The sequence below is a fragment of the Wolbachia endosymbiont (group B) of Rhopobota naevana genome, from assembly GCF_947250615.1.
Lineage (GTDB): Bacteria > Pseudomonadota > Alphaproteobacteria > Rickettsiales > Anaplasmataceae > Wolbachia.
Map to the genome: position 1 here is coordinate 322,857 of NZ_OX366333.1, position 20,959 is coordinate 343,815.

The window sequence follows — 20,959 nt, forward strand, 5'->3', positions numbered from 1 at the left end:
ATTTTAGTTAAACTCCCTTGCGGACAATGATCCCTCGTGCTTCAAGTTGCTTTATTGCTGCAGCTTTCTGCTCTTCAGTGATACTTGCTGGCCATACAACTGCATGATCTGCTAGCATTGCTATACGAGTAATGATTACTGCTTTGGTGTTTTCCGTTGCGTTTACATCACTTGTTATTACACCTATTGCTGTTTGTGTGCCATCTGTTCCAATGGGATTAAGTACTCTAATAAAACCATCGTCCGTCTTTTTGGCAACTACTGCACCAAGTTTAATATTTTGACCTTTAGCTACTGTTATTTGGTCTCTTGAATATAGACTTGATGCTTCATACTTTAATAGGTCACCAAGGTTATTTTGTTCAGTTATACTTGTCATACCTTTTTCTCTCCTTTTTTTATTTTTTTACCGCCGCGTTTACAATTGCTATACACCGCGGTTATTACCTTATAATTAGCCATTATGGCGCATTTTGAACACTTGTTTACCACAGAGCACTATATACGGCGGTTATAAAATTTAAATGCACCGACTTTTCGCTACCTGCATCATCAATTCTTCTCCTGAATTCTGTGGTATTGCACTCAGTATCTCTGTCTTTTTTGTTCTCTCTGCAAGTAATTCCATTAAAACTTCCCTAGCTTGCTCAACACTTGCACTTTGCTCAATAAATTCTCCTATCTTTTCTGGCATCTTCGATAAATTACATAAACGTATTAATTCAAGAACTTCAGTACGATACTTGGTTAAATTATCAGTTTCTAGGTCATTTGTAGTTTGTTCATTCATAGTAATACTCCTGTTTTTATTAATAGATGAAAGAATTGTCATTCCGTCTGCAAGGCCTATTTCTACTGCTTTCTCCCCAAAATATAGCCCTGCCTCTGTTGATCGAATCTTTTCAATTGAAAGACCTCTGTTCCTCGCTATTAGCTGCACAAACATTTCATATAGTCGGTCTACTTCTTTTTGTAAGCTTTCCATACTTTCAGACGTCATTGGCTCATGTGGATTTAAATCATTTTTTCTACTTCCTGCAAATACTGTGGTATATTTTATTCCACATTTTTCATTAAATCCACTTTGATCTATATGACTTGCAATTACCCCTATGCTTCCTACTCCTGAGGTTCTGCTCACAAATACCTTTTCAGCGCTAGAGGCTATAGCGTACGCAGCAGAATATGCATCATCATTTGCTATCGCTATTATCCTCTTTTTTGCTCTTGATTCATAAATAAAGTCAGCTAGGTCAAATATACCGTTTACCTCTCCTCCGGGGCTATCTATTTCCAGTATAATTGTCTCTATGCTACTATCTGCTAATGCTTGTGTAATTTGTTCTTCTATTTGCTCATATGATGTCATTCCGAGCATTTCATCAAATGCACCAGGTTTTTTAGTTAAAATGCCATGTATCGGTATTATTCCTCTTTCACTATTTCTTACTGCATGTTTTATATTTTTAAAGATAGGCTGCTTTCCTGTTTGTAGTGACAGTAACTCAAAACTCCTTGGTTCTACCATTACACATCTGTTTAGCCATTGTTGTTTCATATCACCTCTTGATTTGCAGTAACCTCAGAATCAAAACTTAAGCCCAGTTCGCTTGCACGTCTTTGATCTTCTGCTATTTCTTGGTCAATTTCTTCAACATCGTAACCCATTTCTGATACTACTTCCGATCGACTCTTAAATCCATTTCTTACTGCCATTTGTTGTGCTTGCTGATCTTTCAGTGGATCCACCCAATCAAATCCCTGTGGTATCCATTTTACTTCTTCTTTCGCTGCTTTTACTACTTTTTCATCTATACTCAATTCTCCACAAACTACTGCTAACTCTAGCCATCTACTCCATACTGGTCTGCAAAACTGAAATACCATAATGTTATGTTGCAGCATAGCGCATCGACGACGAAACTCTATCAGCCCTGCTCGAATGGATGAATAATTAACACCTGTTAAATCTCCTGTTAGCTGTTCATATGTTATCCCTGTACCAATCGCTATTGCCCTGAGTTGCTGTCTCATGAATGCTTCATAACTTCCCCCTACATCTGATGGTTCTGAAAATTTTATGTCCTCACCTGGGTCTAAAAGTTGCATAGTTCCTGGCTCTAAACCTGATAGTGCTACTCCTTGCTCATTTGCTTGCGCCTCACCTAAAATATTTGCTTCAGGATCAAGTCTCGTAATAAATCCTGCAAACATCGCTGCTGTCTTTTTTCTCACTAATTCTGCATCATCGTATTGATCAAGTTCATAAAGCTTTAGCAGTATATTAGAAAGCCATGGCTCTCCTCTAATTTGCCCAGGTCTTAGTGATCTATAGATATGTAAAACATCGTTTGCTGGTACTCTCACTGATTCTCCAAACGTACTTTCACCAGGGTGTTCTTTAAATAGGTAATATGCTTCTCTTTGCCCAAGTCTATTGAACTCAATCCCGTTTCTTATTACATTACCATTGGCTAGTATTTGATTGCTCTTATTGTCCAAATGCTCTGATTCCAATACTTGAAGTTGCAATGGTACAGAAAATCCATCTTCGAGTTTACGATGTCGGAGGCGTACAAAACACTCTCCACCTTCTATCATGCTCCTACATACCAGAGCTTGTAATCCATAAAAATCACTTACTCCACTACTGTCTGCTTCATCTGTCCATTTCAGCCATAATTCTTGCACCTTCTTTCGAAATTCTGCATTCTTTGCTTTTGATTGCGGTTTTATTCCTGTTCCAATAGAGTTACTTACTATTGTATCAATGATATTTGCTGCATATGGATTTTTTCTCACCATATCACGTGATCTACTACGTAAAGTTTCAAGGTTTTGAGACAGCAAATTGTTTATACTTCCTAACTCTGGTTGAAAGTGAAAAAATCTTCTTCCTGAGCCAGATGCATCCCAGGCTGAACTTTTGATTTTTGGCTTGCTAAATAGTTGTTTGAAATTTTTCAGCATCATACTAACCAAAATTCTCTTAATTCTTTCAAAGTTCCGTTAAATTTATTTCTGTCACATTTTCCGATTCCACTTACTTCATGTGGCTCTGGGCCTTCATTACCATCTGTATATTGCCATAAAATCCAATCATTCCAGCCTTTTGGTAAAACTGATTTTTCTCCCCATCTTGCTATCCATAACGGACATTTTGTCAAAATCGGTGTGGCAAAATCTTTCAGAAAATTAGCGCTTCCATAAATCAACGGCAAGTGATCTGTTGCTTCTAAAATCCTTTCTACAAAATCCTCTGCTTGTTTTGGTTCTATATTTTTTCCACCTTGATTTTTCTCAATATCAAGAACAACTATGGTATTTTTAGTTTCACCTACTGTTTCCAAAAAATGGTTAGCCTGATCTCTTCTGTTTTCTCCTACTCCAAAATGATATGAACCCCATAAAAGTCCCTCTTCTTCAGCAGCTTTCCTTCTTTCTGTATACGTTGGATCTACGTATTTCAACCCCTGGGTTGCTTTATGAATAACTCCCAATATCCCATCTTCTCTTGCTAATTTAAAATTTATGTTTTCATTCCAGTGCGATAAATCTATTACTGCGTTTATAATCATATCTGAGCTCATTTTAATCCTCTTGCTTTCTACCATCTCATATCACTCCTTTATTTGTTGAAAAAACGATTTTTCTCTTTGGCTTCATGCCCGCAACTTTTAACCCCGCTTTTATTCGTTGCCTGAGCTCCAATAAATCCTTTATTTGAACTTCCCCGTACCGTACAATATGGTCACCATATGCAATTGATACTACTCTCTCTCCATTTTGTAGTTTCTTTATCGCTTCTTCGACTTGAATTAAATATTCTTCGTTATACATTTCACTTCTCATTCAACCATTGGCTTTGCCTTACTTTTTTAGGCTTTTTGCTTTCCATTTTTCCACTCAAACTATTCCATTTACTCTCTGGCCAACGATCGATTCCAAGCGCAATAGATGCAGCTCTCGCATAAATTCGGCAATCTAGCACTTCATTTCTTTCTCTTACCTTTTGCCACTCTTGTTTGGTGTATCCTTTTACCACTTTGCTGACTAATTGCTCTGCCGTTAGCTGCTTAAAATATTCAGGTGCATATTCGGGAAAATGACAATATCCTGCTGGAGCTTCTTCACCTTCTTTTAAAACATTAAGTAATTAAAAAAGCTCTGACTTTAATATCGATACTCCCACTGGCCAGAGCTTTATTCCTCTTTTTAGCTTTTGACCACCAACTGTTATATCTACTCTACTTGGGCTGCTAAGTGGTACTAGAGCTTTATTTACACCTTTCACTGCCATTACTCTTCCAGAGCCTTGATGACCTCTTACCCAATTGTATACTTCTTGTGTCGCATACCCAGCATCAACCGCCATCATACTTATCATGTATTCAAGACCATTTTCACCGATAAAATGATGATTTAAGAGCTCCGAAAGCTTTCCCCATACTTCTCCTCCTCCTGTATCTCCTTCAAATACTCGGTAGTCTATTGACCAACTTTCACGGCTTTTTCCCCATGCTACAACTTCTACTTCTAACCGATCTTTTTGGACATCTACTCCTGCTGTGAGAACCACTTCACCTTTTGGTACTGTGCCTACGGGAAAAAATTCTCTCCTGTTAAATAATTGCTTCCAATCTGGTACTTCTCCTTTATCTACCCAGGTTTCTCCAAGCGTAGTATTTATCCAAACCTTCAGTAATTGTTCGCTTTCCTTTGCATGGAGAAAGTCCTCTACTGCTTGTTGCCAACTATACCAGCCTACTGGACTATAAAGACTTGAAAGATGAAATCCTTTTTTCTCCCCTTCTTTTGCCCCTGTAGCTCTCCATTCTCCACGGTCTAGCATCTCTGTCTTTTGATGATTTTCTATCTTTTCACCACATTCTATACACATATAGTGTGCTGTATTTGGATTTTTATCTTCCCATTTTATTTGTGACCACTTTAAAATTTGGTAATAATTACAATGCGGACATGGTACAAAAAAATATCTCTTGTCTGTTGCTTCAAATTCTTTCTCAATTCTGCTTATTCCATGAATCGTTGGTGTTGATACTAAAAAAATCTTTCGCCGTGCAAATGTATTAGTTCGAGCAATACTGAGCAGCACTGGATCTCCTTCACCACCTGAATCTCCTGGATAGGCGTCTATTTCATCAAGAAAGAGATATTTTACTGGCATAGACCTCAGTCCTACACTGCTGTTTGCTCCAGTTATTACTACTATTCCACCTGGAAATTCCTTACTTTGTACAGTATTGCCTGAATCTCTTGATCTTGGGTCTTTTACTTTACTCTTTAAACATGGCGTACTCTCTATTAACGGCGCAAATCTTCCTTTTGACCAACGCTTTCCCATTTCAACTGTTGGCTGTACTACCAGCATTGGACCTGGTGTCTGATCTATGATATAGCCTATCCAATTGTTACCAGCTTCTGTTCCACCAATCTGCGCTCCTTTCATGAATACTATTTTCTCCGCTGGAGAAGATGGAGATAGTGAATCCATGATTTCTTTTAAATAAGGAGTTCTTTCCGTTCTCCATTTACCTGGCTCTGATGCTGCAGTTGGCGCTAAAACTCGATACTCATTCGCCCACTCTGATACTTTAAGGTGCGGATCTGGCCTTAAACCTTCAGAAAAAGATGTAGCGTATATCATATTGCTAGCTCTTCACCATCATTAGATGATACCTCAACATCACTTAAAATAGAACTGCACTCACTTGTTTTCTCACTTTCAAGTTCAATAAACATTTTCTTTTCAAGTGCTTCTTCTATGTACTTCTGAGTTAAATTACTCATTGCTATTGCAGCTATGAGCGCAACTATTCCCACCATTACCGCAGCTATAATGTTAGGGTAAATTCCCACTATCACTATTGCACATACTGTTATAGAAACACAGACGATATTGATATATTTCTTTATTTTTTTGTCTGCTATTTTCCTTTCTTCAAAATATTTATTGCTCAATAAATGAAATGTTGGAAAGTTCTTCTGTCTTCCAAATAACACTATTTCCTTCTCTTTGCTCAGTAATTTTATTAATTTTGCGTTGTTCGTTATTATTGCATACTGAAAAACATCCGTGGCATCTGCTCCTCTCTTTAGCAACAACTTTACTACGTTAAAGTGACCATGCTTTACAGCAACATAAATTCCCGTTTTTCCACTCTCATCTACAGCATCTATTTCAACTCCTTCACCAAGAATACCGTCTATTAGGTCTTCATATCCTTTTCTGGCAGCTAAATGAAGCAAACTGTTTTTATCAGCTCCGTATCTATTACTTGCTAAAATCTTTACTATATCTAATCTATTTGCTTCTTTTGCATAACAAAATGGTGTCTTGCCATTATCATCCTTAATTAAAGGATCTATATCTTCTCGAGTTAGTAAAACTTCTATTGTTTTAAGTCTTTCAGCGTAATGTAGTGGTGTTTTATTTTCATAGTCTTGTAAATTAACTCCAGCATTAGGAACATTTATTAAGCATCTTACAATATCTAAACATAAGTCTCTTTCGTCGTAATTACTGCTACTTATAGCTACGTGCAAAGGAGATAATTTCATTGCATTTCTGCCGCTACCAGCTATATTGACATTCGCACCAAGATTTGAAAGTAATTTTACTACTCCTAGCTTCTTGTTGTTTACTGCATAATGAATTGCTGCATGATTTCTCGCATCAAGAACATCTTTGTCCGCATTTCCTTCTCTAATTAAAATTTCTACTATTTGTTCATGCCCAGCTCCTGCCGCTAAGTGTAACGGTGTATGTAGTAAAGCATTCTGCTCATTAACATTAGTCCCTTTGTCGAGTAAAAACCTTACAGCATTTGCTTCATTCAACATCGCAGCTAAGTGAAGTAAGCTATCTTTCTCCAATCCATATTTGTGATTGATTAGTGCTTGTAATATCTCTTCTCTTGCACAATCCAGCGCACTTTTACCATTATCATCAGTGATCAGTGGATTAATATTTTTCCTATTTAGTAAGAGAGCAACCATACTAAGCTCGTTAATTTCTACTGCATAATGTAGTGGGGTTTTCCCATTTAATCCTCTAACATTTACATCCACTCCTGGTTGATTAATAAGACACTTTATTAATTCTAAACTTAAGTTAGCAGACATTATTTAAAACTTAATATTAGATAATTCTTGTAATGAGTTTGTAATCTCTTCGGTTAGCGCCATATGAATCTTTTCAGTGTCACTCAGTGATGCAAGCAGTGCTGAAACTCTATTTGGAATATTAAGCAAATTATTACGTACAACTCTTGCTACATTAAATGCATCGCGCTTTACTTCCTCTACTGCTACAAGTTCACCAATCTCAGCCTTAGCTTTCGCCTCAAGAAGTTTACCTCGTTCCATTTCATTTTTTATTCGAGTTTTTAGCAACATCGTGGAAAGGTTACTTGTATTTTCGTTTTCTGGATTTTTCCTCCTAAGTGGCTGACTTGGATCTCTTATTGCCGCTACTGCTTCATTTGCTTGTTCTCTATTGATCAAACCATCCTCCAACTCAACTATCCCTTTCTTTACTAAATAACAGACATATTGCTTTGATACTCCTATCTCTCTTGCCCATTCTGTTTGTGTGATTTTCACTTTTTTTCTCCTCTCTCTTGTTTCTACGAATTTTCTTCTTGAATCTCTGAAAAGGTTTTGCCAGTATCAGCAATTTCCTACCTGTTTATACTTGCCGGCGTCTTAGAGATATTTTACTAATATAGAGCGAAGTACTCCGGTTTATAGCTGCTTTCTTTTTACATAGTGAAATTTGGCCATTTTCAACTAATACTATAAATTGCATCTTTGTAGTTATGAGATTCAACCACTACTTGCTCTAGCGTTAAACTGCTGCATTTGGCATCTTTACTATGGTTTTCTTCAAGCACTTTTGTCCTTGCTTCCTTTATTTCCTCAATGAACTTTCCATTAACTTTTTCTGGTTCAATTCTTTCCTCACAATATACAAGATTTGTGCAATTTGTTTTTCTGTAGTAATGTACTCCAAGGAATATCACTGATAGTGCAAGTATACTCGAGCCTATAAGTAGTGATAACCCTACGTTATTAATCAAAGCGTTCTGGTAAAACTTCTGTACACTATTAATACCACCTTCTACATACAGTAATAAAGGCAATACTATATTTGCAGCAACCAAACTGCTTAATAATGCTGTAAATAATGGCCTATCTTTGATTACTGATTCTACTTTATTTCTTCTACTAATGACTTTGTCGTCAATATTAATGAAGTTGTTCTTACCCTCCCAAGCGTTAAGTGTAAAATGCGAATGAGTACCATTGCCGTATTCCAGTTTGACTGATTTTATTACTTTATCTTTTGATTGATACTCTCGCACCTGATTCAAAGTTTCATTCGCATTCTTTCTCCCTATTTGACACTCTTCAGTATCTCTAAATTGCTTTATTCCACAAAATATCGGACTAATTGCAACCAATAATGCAACAGCTAGAATTGGTATAGTTACATAGATGACACTGTTTGCAAAAAATGCAATAAATTGTGCTTTATCCTGTAAATATACCAAAGCTGCAGAAACGCTAAGTGCAACAGCAGCTATACCGAAAATTATAAATTCCTTCTGCTGCACTGCATATTTTACTCTTGGCAAAATTCTATTTGTTTTCTTTTCTTTTTTAATTAACGGGGTTTCTTCATTATCACTTTTTTCTGATGAGCTAGTTGAAAGTGTAACTGGACTATCATGATTTAATGACATATTCTCCCATCCTTGATTGCCACAAGACTCACTCATTTCTGTTACTTGAGAATTTGATCTTGTCATCTCTGCACTTCTATTGTCTATTCCACTATCACCTCCTTCCAAACTCTTTTTTAAAAATTTTGTATTCAGATCTACAGGTTCACCAATTATATTTTCTGATCCTTTCTTAATTGATGTTTCTTCAGAATTTGACTTTTCCATCTCCGGACTTTGATCGTTTATTTCACCATCTAAACCTCTTTTCGAGAATTTTTTATTTTTGTCTATAGTTGCATACATAGGTTCTCCTATAGCTTCTTGCTCATCACATTTTTCTCCATTTAATTGGAAAGAAGAATGTGGTAGCTTTGGTGGTGCAATATCCTGAATAATACTCAACCGATGATTTTCTGCTGTTCTAGGTGAAGGTGGAGCTACATTTCTAATATTGTCCTTCTCCAACATTCCATTCCTAGGTAACGGCTTTGGTTTATCTCCTAATTCTTTATCCTCTTCCTCTTTTTGCATTTCTTTTGTATTGTCTATTTTGGGGTTGGAAGATGTGTTGGATGCTGCCTCAAACTGATCAAGAGAATACGGACGGTTATATTCTATTCCATTTGCCTCAGAAACTGCATTAAATTCGTCCTCTATGTCTTTACCATCATCAAATACTAAAGAAGAACAACTCACTGAAAAATCAGCACCTGCTTCGTCTATTTTTGCTGTAATACTGCTATCGCTACTATTGCTAATCACATTTAAAGAAGCTAGTTTGCATTCAGTGTTCAGGTCAGGTTCTTGCTTCGTACCTTTTTCAAACAATTCAATTCTCTCCTTAACAGATAGTGTAGAATTTGAAACATTATTTTCTACTTCTTCAGAAAACGATGCTTCATTATTTGTTTGCGACGTTACTACTCCAGCTAACGTCTTTTCTTGATTCATTGAGTACACCACATTTAATCCAAAGTTATTTGTTACGCTAAACTCATTAAAATACGGTATATACCAGTAAATTAATATTACAACTACCAAGGCTTACTAAATTTCTGTTTGCGTTATCTTTTCCACTTTTTTCTTACTGTTTTTCTTCTTGAATCTCTGAAAAAGTTTTACCAGTACCAAAAAGAATTGCTTCCCTACCTGTGTACACTTGCCAACGTTTTATGGTTACATCTACAAATTTTGAATCTAGCTCTATTGTCCTACAAATTCTTCCTGTTCTCTCACATGCAATCAGTGTACTTCCAGAACCGCTAAATGGATCAAGTACTATGTCTCCTGATCTGCTGCTGTTTACTATTGCTCTCTCCATTAGCTCTACTGGCTTCATTGTTGGGTGCAGTGAGTTATGTATTGGCTTATCATAAAACCACAGATCACTTTGATTTCTACCGCCATGCCACTCACGTTTATTGCCGCTTTTCCATCCATAGAGCATTGCTTCATATTGTCTTTGATAATCAGACCTGCCTAGCGTAAAATGATTCTTTGCCCAAATGATAAAAGTTGACCATTTTCCTCCTGCTTCCTCAAATGCTTTTTGCAACGTTGAAAACTCTGATGATGATATGCAGATGTAAATTGCACCTTTCGTATATGCTAAAATATGGGAACAGATGTCATAGAGAAAAAGCTCATACTTTTCACCTTGATTATCGTTTAGTATCTTTTTATCCTCTCTTTCTTGACTGCTACCATAATCAACGTTATATGGAGGATCACAAACAGTAATGTCTGCCATTTTATCATCTAACAGCGCTTTATATGATTCAACTACAGAGCTATCACCACAATAGATTCTATGATCACCTAAAATCCAAAAATCACCTGGTTTTGTTATTTCTACCCTTTTTTCATCACCAACCAAGTCAGAAAAATCTTCTTTTTCACCATCTAAGTCATCAAGGAAATGTTGAACTTTTTCTAGCTCAAATCCAGTCATTTTAAGATCAAATTGTAAATCTTCTAACTCTTGAATTTCCACCTTCAAAAGATCATCATCCCACTTTGCCCAATTAGCTGATTGATTTGCCAGTAATCGAAAAGCTTTAGTTTGTGGTTCATTTAAATTATCACTTAAGACCACTGGTATACTTTCCATACCAAGTTTTCTTGCTGCTTTAAGTCTTAAATGACCATCAACCACAGTGCCATCACTTTTTGCAACTATTGGTATACGAAAGCCAAATTCTCGAATAGAAGCACACATTCTGTTGACCACATCGTCATTTTTACGTGGGTTACGCTCATATTCAACTAGGTTTCGAGTAGGATAGTAGTGGATTGCTAAATTCATATCTTAATAATTAAAAAGTTAATATTCAAAATATATCTGACGCTAGAGAAGGCCTGGGGTCGAACCTACCAAACCCGCCATTATGGCCGAAAGGACCCACTTTTTATGGGTTTTTTGTCTTATTAATATCTTTACTAATATAGAACATTAATGCCAAAGCATCGGCCTCATTATCATCTCTAGGTGAAAAACTTTTTTCACGTATCGCTTCAATAACTTCACTCTTACTTGCATTGCCTTTGCCTGCTATAAAGCGTTTTATAGTTTTAACATTAACACCTTGGTAGGTAATATTGTTCTCTTCACACCAAGCAGACAGAACTGCGAGAAAACCGCCATAGCAATGCGCTGCATCAGTTCCTAGATGTCTTCTTACTTCCTCAAAATACACTGCAGTGAACTCATGTTTCAAAGAATTAAGCCAATTGTGAAAACTTAAAAAACACATTCCACCTCCACTGAAACGGCTACCATGAAAGCTTTTGCTTCCACTTTCAATTACTCCATCTGTAAGAATTGCCCAGCCGGTTTGCTTGCCGAGATCTAGCGTTAAGATTGACGTACAAAAACTCCTTTGTGTAATTAAAGTTCAATGCCCTGTATAATATATATGTACGATGACTCGCAAATTCGTCCGCAATTTTGAAAAAAAATTAAAAAAAATTTCATATCCTGCCATTTGAGTTTTTACTTATCTTAATAACTATTTTACATAACTTATATTACGCCAATATTTATATTATTATATTATCATATATTATATTTTACCTGTATTTAAATATATATATAATATATATAAGACTTCAGTAATCCGTAAATCCTCTTCACTGGCCGATTTTAGCCACTTAACTTTAGAAACGGCTTTTAGGAATAGAACATAAAAAAGACAATATTATCAATAACTTAACGATTACTGCTTTCTGAAATACTAATTAGTAATTCAGAAATTAGGTACGAAATTGGTAGTTTTTTACCTATGAAAAAGTAGCTTCAGTAGTGTATCAAAACGTTTAAATCTTATTTTAATTTTTAAAGATTTTATTCTTTTAGATAAAAAAATTATTACTACTTTTTTATAATAAATTAGTCATACAAAGTCTTGGTAAAAATCTCTATTCATGAAACTTTTGGAGTTTTTATGAAGAATTCTTATCAAGGAATCGATTCTACAATTGTTAAACATGTGAGATTTCAAGCTTCGCGCCTTAAATCCAAAAGCTGTTTTATTAACGAAAGTCTCGAAGATATAGAACAAGAGCTTTTTTGTCAGGTTTGGCAATATCTTAACCAGCACGATGAGAAAAGAAGTAGTTTTAGTACTTTCGTTGCTAGATTAGCTAATTATTGTGCTCGCAATATGTTACGCAATCAGTTGTGTCTAAAACGTAATATAACTTTTGATGATATAAACGACGATATTCCAGATCATAGGAACTCGGAAATCGAAGCGATAATTCGCACTGATATAAATAATATAATTTCAACTTTGTCTGAAAAAGATAGTAATTTATGTCAATTACTTAAGGTATTTACTATTACTGAAGTTTCTGTAATAACCAAAATACCAAAGACAACTATCTATCGCACACTAGAACGAATACGCGATAAATTCTCAGTTTTAGAGAAGTTATAAGCTCTCGATTATATTTGCTCAAAATTTTTTTTTTGCAAATTGCGGACGAATTGCCTAGGTCATCGTACATATATATTTAGGTACTGGGAGAAAAATGAAAATAATGAACAGCAATGAACGGCTAAAAGTTCAAACAGGTATAAAAATGGTCATCTTTGGTCCTTATGGTATAGGTAAAACTAGTCTCTTAAAGACCATAAATGAACCAACACTTTGTCTTGATTTTGAGGCAGGTTTACTTGCTGTTCAAGATTGGCAAGGGGATTCTGTAAGTATTCGTACTTGGAATGAGGCAAGAGATATTGCATGTCTCATAGGTGGTCCTAATCCTGCGTTAAAATCTGACTCAGCATATAGCCAAAAACACTATGAGCATGTATCCAGTAAATACAAAGAGCTTGCTTCAGAGTTTCTCAAGTATCGATGTATTTTTATCGATAGTATTACAGTAGCCTCGCGTTTATGTCTATTGTGGGCAAAAATGCAACCTGAAGCTTTTTCTGAAAGATCAGGAAAACAAGATATGAGAGCTGCTTACGGGTTACTTGCTCAAGAGATGATGGCTTGGCTCAATCAGTTTCAACATATTCCAAATAAAGACATCATTATAGTTGGAACTCTTGGGCAATACCTTGATGATTTCAATCGCTCGACTTGGCTACCTCAATGTGAAGGTACTAAAACCGCAAGTGAAATTCCTGGCATTGTTGATGAAGTAATTAGCATGGTTGGAATCAAGAAAGATGATGGTACAGAAATTCGTTCATTTGTCTGTCAGACGATTAATTCTTGGGGATATCCTGCTAAAGATCGAAGTGGTTGCCTTAATATGGTTGAAGAACCGCATCTAGGAAAACTTCTTACAAAAATTAAAACTAAAGCTTTTGCAATTCAACCTATCACGCCCAACATATAGGAGGTTATTATATGCTACAAAACTTTTTAACTATTGGTCAAAAAATTCCTTTTTTCAGTGTGAAAGAATACTTGGACGATCGATCGCCAATACCAGAGGATATAATCTCACCAAGAATTCTAACTAAAAGAGGTTTGTTAGTATTTGGTGGCCCTCCTAAGATTGGCAAAAGCGACTTTTTGATCTCTTGGCTTGTTTACATGGCTGCTGGTAGATCATTTCTCGGTATGACACCAAATAGACCTTTGAAAATCTTCTACATGCAAACTGAAATTGAATATGAATATATGAAAGAACGTTTGCAACAACTTGATAATGAACTTTTGAATGTAGCTGCTAACAACTTAATCATTACGCCAAAAGTGCACTTATCATTTAATCATGATGAAATAAGTGAAATTAAGGAGATTGTAAATGAACGCTTTAAACCTGATGTTTTGGCCATAGATCCATTACGTAACATCTTTAGCAGTGAATATGGGAATGAAAATGATAATAGTGCTATGCTGTTCTTTCTGCAAAAGACTCTTGAGAAGCTACGCAGTGCTGTCAATCCAGATGCTTGTATTGTACTCACTCATCATACAAAAAAATTATCGAAAAAGATGCTCGAAGAAGATCCATTTCAAGGCCTAAGTGGTGCTGGATCTTTACGTGGATTTTACAGTACTGGTATGGTGATGTTTGCTCATGATGAAGAAAGCAGTGCACGCCAGATAGTATTTGAGCTTCGCAATGGTGAACGCGTGCCAAACAAACTTGTCGATAAGATAAATGGTCATTGGCAGCTAATGGAATAGCTAACTTTCACTTTAAAGTCAACTTATAGGAGAGCGTATGCTACAAGATTTTTTAACTGATTTTAATAATGCAAAACTGCAGAGCAGTTTAATACCGAAAGGTACAATAGTCAAGGTAAAAATGGCAATAAAGCCTGGAGGTTATGAAAATTGGTTCACTAAAAACTACACTACTGGCAGTATCTATTTAAATGTAGAATTTACCGTCACTGAAGGCCCATATGCAAAACGCAAGATTTTTCAGATTATAGGTATCAAAAATGGCAAAGCAGAAGGTGAAGAAGACATCTGGGGAGAATCTGGACGTTCTATGCTGCGTAGTATTTTGGAATCATCCAGAAATATTCATGCAAATGACACTTCAGAGAAAGCAGTTACTGCTAGAAAAATCAACTCTATAGCTGATTTCAACGATTTAGAGTTTACAGCGAAAGTAGGCGTTGAAACTAATAATACGTACGGAGATAGAAATAGGATTACTACAGTTATTACTCCAGAATTACAAAAAAGTTTTCAAGATGATTGGTTGCCATTTTGAAGTATGACGAAGGAAAGTTGTGGGCTGCTGTTATTACTAGAGCTATTCAGGATGCAGCAGGAAAAAACCCTAAACTTAAAAAAGAGGCTTGTCAATGGATTCGCTCACGATCTTTTGAAACTGTTTGTGAGCTGGCTAATCTTGACTTTAAACGTCTAAAAAATATGTTGAACAAATTTGGAATAAACAAGGAGAATTTTATGGATTTTTCATCTAAAAATGTTTTGAAAATAAAATCATTATTAATTAATAACATCAAGGATTGTTTATCTTATTTGTTGCCTGATGGCAAATCTTACCAAGATAAATTCTATATTGGAAGTAGAAATGGAAATAAGATAATAGTTGAAATGGAAGGAGAAAATGCAGGAAATTGGTACAACCTGATCGAAGAAAAGAAAGGAAATATAATAGACCTTTGGACTTTAGTTAAAGGTAATATAGATTCTGCTGAAACATGGTTGAACGGTAAAGATGAAAGAAGTTCCATATTACAAGAAAAACAAAACGAAGGAAAAGCATTTTCTGTAAATCATTACTTAAATGACAAATCACCAATGCCACAAGATATAATAGGCCCAAGAATTTTGACACCAGGTGGTCTTTTGGTCATAGGTGGTACTCCAAAGATTGGCAAAAGTCATTTTCTTCTTTCTCTATTAGTACATCTGGCCGCAGGAAGATCATTTCTTGGCATGAAACCTACAAGACCGCTAAAAATATTCTATCTACAAAATGAAATGGAATATGACTATATTAGAGAACGTATACAACAACTCAACAAACTTCCTCATTTAGCAAAAGAAAACTTAGTTGTGACGAACAAGATGAACTTAACCTTAAATGAAGAAGGTATAGAAAAAATAAAAGATATGATAGCTGAAAAGTTTGATTTAGTTGTGATTGATTCTCCTTATAATTCCGTTAACAATGGTCTGCAGCATGCAATAGAAAAACTACGTTCCAAGATTAACCCTATGGCTGGAATAATCATTACAAATCACACCAAAAAAGTATCTACCTCTACATTGGAAAAGAATCCATTTCAAGCTCTCGTTGGTGCTAATGCTTTAAGAAGTTTTTATACATCTGGAATAGTAATATTTCAACCCAATAAACGTACAAATATCTTGCAAGTAGTATATGAACTTAGAAACGGTAGATCTATACCAACAAAATTCATCAATAAGATTAATGGATGTTGGAAAACTGCTAACGTTATAGCTAGAACATAAAAATTCTTCAGGTAGGTATGGATATTTATTGTTCACAAAGAAATGGACATTATAAATTATTAGGGAAGAAAGAACAGTTAAGAACTCAACTCCTATCAAATATAAGGTCATGTCTTTCTTATTTACTGCCAAGAGGAACTTTTCGTGGTGATAAGTTCTATGTAGGTGATCTACAAGGCAATAAAGGACAAAGTATGATAGTGGAGTTAACTGGCAGTAAAGCCGGATTATGGCATGATTTTTCCACCGAAGAAGGAGGAGATATTTTTGATCTTTGGGCTGCTGTTACTGGAAAAAATCAATTTACTGATACGATAGAAGATATTGCTAAGTGGATTGGTTATTCGGAAAAAAATAACACTCTGGGGCAACCAACGGCATCATGGAACTATTACGATGAAAGTGATCAAGTGATTGTTACAGTTTATCGTTATAACACTGATTCAGGAAAAAGATATCTTCCTTTTGATGTAAAAAGGTCTAGTTTTACTCTACCAGAGACCAGGCCTTTATATAATATTCCAGGTATCATGAAATCTGATAAGGTGATTTTAGTTGAAGGTGAAAAGTGTGCAGATGCTCTGATAGAGCAAGGTATGACTGCCACAACTGCAATGTTAGGAGCAAGTGCACCAATAGAAAAAACAGACTGGTCACCACTTAAGGGTAAGCATGTTATTATTTGGCCAGACAATGATGAACCAGGCAAACAATATGCTGAGAAAGTTGTGCAAAAGCTTACTTTTCTTGGTGTTTTATCACTTACTCTTCTTGAAATACCGGAGAATAAACCAAAGGGATGGGATGCAGCAGATAGTGTACAAGCAAATATAGACATTTCTGAATTCATTGAAAGTAACTCGAGAAAAGTAATTGTTAAGCAATTGCTTAATATTCAAGAATGGAGCGTAGAACGTTTTATAGGTCCAGTACCAGAGCAAAAGTTTCTTGTTGAAGGGTTATTTCCTTTAGGAGTGACATCTATTCTAGCTGCAATGGGAGATACTGGTAAAGGTATGCTTCTGCTTGATTTAGCACTGAAAGTTGCGAGTAGAAAAGATCAGCCATGTGGTTTTGGTCCTTTAGTTACTGAACATGGATCTGTTGTAATATTCTCTGCAGAAGATGATATGAGTGAAATACATCGTCGTTTAGAGCGTCTTGACTCACAATGCGAGAGATTAAAATATAAGGATAGGCTCTTTATTGTACCATTACCAAATGTTAGTGGATCACTTACAATCATAAAGAGTGTTTCAGGTAAAGTTATAGAGACTTCTCCTGAATTTGAATCGATAACAAAACAACTTAATAAAATAAAAGACTTAAAATTAATCGTATTTGATCCACTTGCATCATTCGTGCATGCTGATTTAAATACTGACCCAGCCGTAGGCGATTATTTGATGTCTTTATTATCTGATTTAGCAGGTAGCACTGGAGCATCAATAATTACTGCCCATCATATGAGAAAGCCAAAAAGTGAAAAACCTATATCGACTGTTGAGCAAGCACGTGATGCCATTAGAGGTACATCTGCTCTTGTTAATGGTGTTAGGTGTTCATACGCTTTTTGGTCTGTGGAAGATGCAGCTAAACCGACAATTTTTAAATCAATAGGAGAATCTGTAAGACAGAACGCATTATTTTATGGAGCAATTGTTAAAGCAAACGGTTTGGCTGATCGCACTTTACGCACTTATTTAAGAAATGAAGAAACAGGATTGTTAGAGGACATAACTGAAAGATTAAGAATAAAAAATATGAACGAAAAAGATTCAAAGCAGCATCTTATAACTGCAATTACACGAGCAGCAATTTCTGGACATCCATTTACCCATACAGGAAGTACAGGAGTGTATAAACAGCGGCATAGACTACCTGAGGAGTTTCACAGTATAGGAAGAGATAGAATGGAGCGTATAGTTCAAGAGCTGTTACAAGCACGGAAGTTGGTTAAGGGAATGGCTACTGGTTCAAAAGAAGATAAATGGCTTGACATTCCTAGCGGACCATTTGCTCGCGGTGTTGGAAAGTTTAGCTGTGGAGCTGAGCTATTCTCCTAAAAAATTTTTCTGATATAAAAAAATATTTTGATTTTTGCGGACGAATTTTGAAGTCATTGTACATATATAATATATGAGGCTTAATTAAAAATGTCAATTCTCACACAGTCAGGAAGAGCAGCAATAGCAGCCAGCATAAAAAAGCAATCTATCCATCTTGCTTGGGGAAGTGGTGATTCAAGCTCTGGAAGTAGCCACAAAGTAGAAAAAACTTTCGTTAAGGGTGAAATAAAATTTGATCATCAACCTATTAAAGATGTAAAGATTGTTACAGGGCAAACAACTTATCAGCCAAGTATAGACTATACAGTTGATAGCAGTACTGGTGTAATAAAACGTACGGAAAATAGCTTTATTCCAGTAAGTGATAAAGTTACTATAGAGTATACTGAAAGCACACCACCCGAACCTATAAATTCTATAAATCTCTTGAATGAACTTGGCAGACGTACTGTAGACGAAGTGCTATTCTGCACAGGTGATGAAAACGGCGAACTTATAACTCCTTTTGGAAGATTTAGGCCCTCAAATGTACCAACCAATAATCTTTATCTCAAGTTTACTTTCGATTTCACGGACGCAGCAAATCAAGTTATCAGGGAGCTAGGGGTTATGGTTGGTACTAAAGTAAAAAAAGAATTACCTGAAGGACAGAGATATTTTGAACCTCAAGATATAGAAGACCATGGGATTTTATTGGTTTTGGAACATACAGTACCACTTATCAGAACATCTGCAACTCGGGAAACTTTTTCATTTGTTGTAACTTTTTGAAACAAAATGACCTTAAATAGTTATTATAACCGCTTTAATCCTGACAAAGAATACGAAAAAAGCTTATTTCTTGCTGGAAGAGGTTTGCAATCTGCAGAATTAAACGAGACTCAGGAGTATGCTCTCTCTAAGCTTAAAGGCATAGGCGATGCAATATTTCGTGACGGTGATGTTATAACAGGAAGCAATTGTATTATAGATAGAGAAACTGGTAAAGTTACACTTGAAGGAGGAAAAATCTATCTTCGTGGAGCGGTGAGAAGGGTAAGGGGGGAAAATTTTATTATTCCACTTAATACTACAGTTCGTATCGGTGTTTTTTTCGCCCTATCTACCATCACAGAACTTGAGGACGAAAATCTTCGTGATCCTGCAGTTGGTACAAGAAATTATCAGGAAGTAGGAGCAGCAAGGCTTAAAGTTTCCACCATTTGGGGATACCAAGCAGAGAGTGTTACTGTTAACTCTACAAATGGGGAATTTTATCCAATTTACCATATTGAAAATGGAGTATTAATAGAACATTCACCACCACCACAAGCAAACATAGTAACTACCGCTCTTGCTCGTTATGACAAAGAAGCTAATGGATCTTACGTAGTAAATGGCCTTGAAGTAATGTTCCTGCAAAAGGAAGAGGGCGAAAAAGGGGCGAAAACATTTGTGATTAATGAGGGCAAAGCTCATGTTGATGGCTATGAGATTGAACTTCCTCACAGTATCCGTGTTTCTTTTGATGAAGATCCAGATATAAAGTCAGTTGAATCAGAACCACATACTTTTCAGCCAAATAGCCAAAGAGTAATGGAACTTAAAGTTAATGATTTTCCAATCAGTGAAATTAAAAAAGTAGATATAACTGTTCAAAAAACCATTACCGTTACTCATGGTTCATACTCAGGAGCTGTTGATCCAATACCTGACTCTGCGGTACTTGAAATTATTCAAATTAAACAAGGCAATGTTATTTATGAAAATAGTATAGACTATAAGTTAAATGCAGGAAATGTTGATTGGTCATTACCTGGCAAAGAACCAGCTCCTGGAAGTAGTTATCAAATAACTTACCGCTGTCGCACTCATGTAAGCCCTGAAGATATAAGTGAAGAGGGATGTAAAGTAAGAGGTGCCGTTGATAACAGCTTGGTTCTGATTGATTACACCTGGAAAATGCCCCGCTTTGATTTAATTACTATAGATGCAAAAGGCGCAATAAGAAGGATAAAAGGCATAGCTCACCCTTGGCGACCATCGATGCCTAAAGCACCTTCTGGACAACTTTTGCTCTGCTACATTCATCAGACGTGGAAAAAAGGCGAAGGGGTAAAAATAGTGAATAATGCTATTCATGCTGTACCGATGAATGAGCTTGAAGCAATGAAAAAAGGAATAAATGATCTTTATGCACTTGTTGCACAGGAGCGTTTACGAAATGATGCAAATTCAAGAGAACCTACCACCAAAAAAGGAGTATTTGTTGATTCATTCTTTGATGATGATATGCGTGATCAAGGAATTTCGCAGTCTGCAGCAATAGTAAACAAAGAATTAATTTTACCTATAGATGTGGAAATTATTGATGTTGAAAGAGGTAAAGAACCTTATCTTTTACCTTATAAACTTGAACCGGTACTGGAGCAGCGTTTACAGACTAAAGGAGAAAAAATTAATCCGTATCAAGCTTTTGATCCAGTTCCGGCACAAATTACTCTAAATAAAAATATAGACCACTGGACGGAGGTTACCACGAATTGGAAAAGTCCAGTAACTAGAGTATTTAGTGTTAAAGAAACAACAGAGCTGCTGTCAAGTACTTCATATGAAGCTGAATTTATGAGAGAAGCAGTACAGAATTTTGAAATTGAAGGTTTTGAGCCAAGTGAGAAGCTTAAAGAGATAAAGTTTGATGGAATTTTTATTCAACCTCAAGCATAGAAAATAT

General features: G+C 35.9%; 18 protein-coding genes and 1 pseudogene. 8 read left to right on the plus strand and 11 right to left on the minus strand.

What is annotated here, in order from left to right:
• Positions 1-7 precede the first annotated feature (7 nt).
• The 11 genes and pseudogenes from OOL01_RS01685 to OOL01_RS01735 form a co-directional block, all read right to left on the minus strand.
• Entirely contained in the window at positions 8-379 is a 372-nt protein-coding gene (locus tag OOL01_RS01685) for a head decoration protein (RefSeq protein WP_264686970.1), read from the minus strand.
• A gap of 141 nt (positions 380-520) precedes the next feature.
• Positions 521-1,558, minus strand: a complete 1,038-nt coding sequence (locus tag OOL01_RS01690; RefSeq protein WP_264686971.1) for a S49 family peptidase — start codon at positions 1,556-1,558, stop codon at positions 521-523.
• Complete coding sequence (locus tag OOL01_RS01695) at positions 1,555-2,973, minus strand: phage portal protein (protein ID WP_264686972.1); 1,419 nt, start codon at positions 2,971-2,973, stop codon at positions 1,555-1,557. Before OOL01_RS01695 ends, OOL01_RS01690 begins: the two co-directional genes overlap by 4 nt.
• Positions 2,970-3,578 carry a glycoside hydrolase family 25 protein gene (locus OOL01_RS01700; protein ID WP_264686973.1) on the minus strand — a complete coding sequence of 203 codons (609 nt, stop codon included), beginning with the start codon at positions 3,576-3,578 and terminating at the stop codon, positions 2,970-2,972. Before OOL01_RS01700 ends, OOL01_RS01695 begins: the two co-directional genes overlap by 4 nt.
• 37 nt (positions 3,579-3,615) lie before the next feature.
• Complete coding sequence (locus tag OOL01_RS01705) at positions 3,616-3,840, minus strand: hypothetical protein (RefSeq protein WP_264686974.1); 225 nt, start codon at positions 3,838-3,840, stop codon at positions 3,616-3,618.
• A 1-nt stretch (position 3,841) separates the two neighbouring features.
• A pseudogene (locus OOL01_RS01710) lies at positions 3,842-5,668 on the minus strand (phage terminase large subunit family protein).
• Positions 5,665-7,146 carry an ankyrin repeat domain-containing protein gene (locus tag OOL01_RS01715; protein WP_264686975.1) on the minus strand — a complete coding sequence of 494 codons (1,482 nt, stop codon included), beginning with the start codon at positions 7,144-7,146 and terminating at the stop codon, positions 5,665-5,667. Before OOL01_RS01715 ends, OOL01_RS01710 begins: the two are co-directional and overlap by 4 nt.
• A 3-nt stretch (positions 7,147-7,149) precedes the next feature.
• Entirely contained in the window at positions 7,150-7,626 is a 477-nt protein-coding gene (locus tag OOL01_RS01720; RefSeq protein WP_264686976.1) for a hypothetical protein, read from the minus strand.
• Positions 7,627-7,808: 182 nt separating this feature from the next.
• On the minus strand, positions 7,809-9,701 hold the full coding sequence (locus OOL01_RS01725) for a hypothetical protein (protein ID WP_264686977.1): 1,893 nt from the start codon (positions 9,699-9,701) through the stop codon (positions 7,809-7,811).
• A 133-nt stretch (positions 9,702-9,834) separates the two neighbouring features.
• Positions 9,835-11,055, minus strand: a complete 1,221-nt coding sequence (locus OOL01_RS01730) for a DNA modification methylase (RefSeq protein ID WP_264686978.1) — start codon at positions 11,053-11,055, stop codon at positions 9,835-9,837.
• A 103-nt stretch (positions 11,056-11,158) separates the two neighbouring features.
• Positions 11,159-11,611, minus strand: coding sequence for a crossover junction endodeoxyribonuclease RuvC (locus OOL01_RS01735; protein WP_264687242.1), 453 nt, complete (start codon positions 11,609-11,611; stop codon positions 11,159-11,161).
• Positions 11,612-12,193: 582 nt separating this feature from the next.
• Between OOL01_RS01735 and OOL01_RS01740 the strand changes: the two genes are divergently transcribed.
• The 8 genes from OOL01_RS01740 to OOL01_RS01775 all read left to right on the plus strand — a co-directional run bounded on the left by OOL01_RS01740 (position 12,194) and on the right by OOL01_RS01775 (position 20,952).
• Positions 12,194-12,688: a sigma-70 family RNA polymerase sigma factor gene (locus OOL01_RS01740; protein ID WP_019236463.1), complete on the plus strand. Its 495-nt coding sequence runs from the start codon at positions 12,194-12,196 to the stop codon at positions 12,686-12,688.
• 94 nt (positions 12,689-12,782) lie between these two features.
• Positions 12,783-13,604, plus strand: coding sequence for an ATP-binding protein (locus OOL01_RS01745; RefSeq protein WP_264686979.1), 822 nt, complete (start codon positions 12,783-12,785; stop codon positions 13,602-13,604).
• Positions 13,605-13,615: 11 nt separating this feature from the next.
• Positions 13,616-14,404 (plus strand): AAA family ATPase, encoded by a 789-nt coding sequence (locus tag OOL01_RS01750; protein ID WP_264686980.1) that lies wholly within the window; start codon positions 13,616-13,618, stop codon positions 14,402-14,404.
• Between the two features lie 37 nt (positions 14,405-14,441).
• A complete protein-coding gene (locus OOL01_RS01755; RefSeq protein WP_264686981.1) occupies positions 14,442-14,942 on the plus strand; it encodes a hypothetical protein in 501 nt (166 codons plus the stop codon).
• The gene (locus tag OOL01_RS01760) at positions 14,939-16,177 is read left to right on the plus strand and encodes an AAA family ATPase (protein ID WP_264686982.1); all 1,239 of its coding nucleotides are present in this window, start codon (positions 14,939-14,941) and stop codon (positions 16,175-16,177) included. Before OOL01_RS01755 ends, OOL01_RS01760 begins: the two co-directional genes overlap by 4 nt.
• Before the next feature lie 17 nt (positions 16,178-16,194).
• Complete coding sequence (locus tag OOL01_RS01765) at positions 16,195-18,243, plus strand: AAA family ATPase (RefSeq protein ID WP_264686983.1); 2,049 nt, start codon at positions 16,195-16,197, stop codon at positions 18,241-18,243.
• 90 nt (positions 18,244-18,333) lie between these two features.
• Positions 18,334-19,017, plus strand: a complete 684-nt coding sequence (locus tag OOL01_RS01770; protein ID WP_264686984.1) for a hypothetical protein — start codon at positions 18,334-18,336, stop codon at positions 19,015-19,017.
• Positions 19,018-19,023: 6 nt separating this feature from the next.
• Positions 19,024-20,952, plus strand: coding sequence for a DUF4815 domain-containing protein (locus OOL01_RS01775; RefSeq protein WP_264686985.1), 1,929 nt, complete (start codon positions 19,024-19,026; stop codon positions 20,950-20,952).
• The last annotated feature ends 7 nt before the right edge of the window (positions 20,953-20,959 follow it).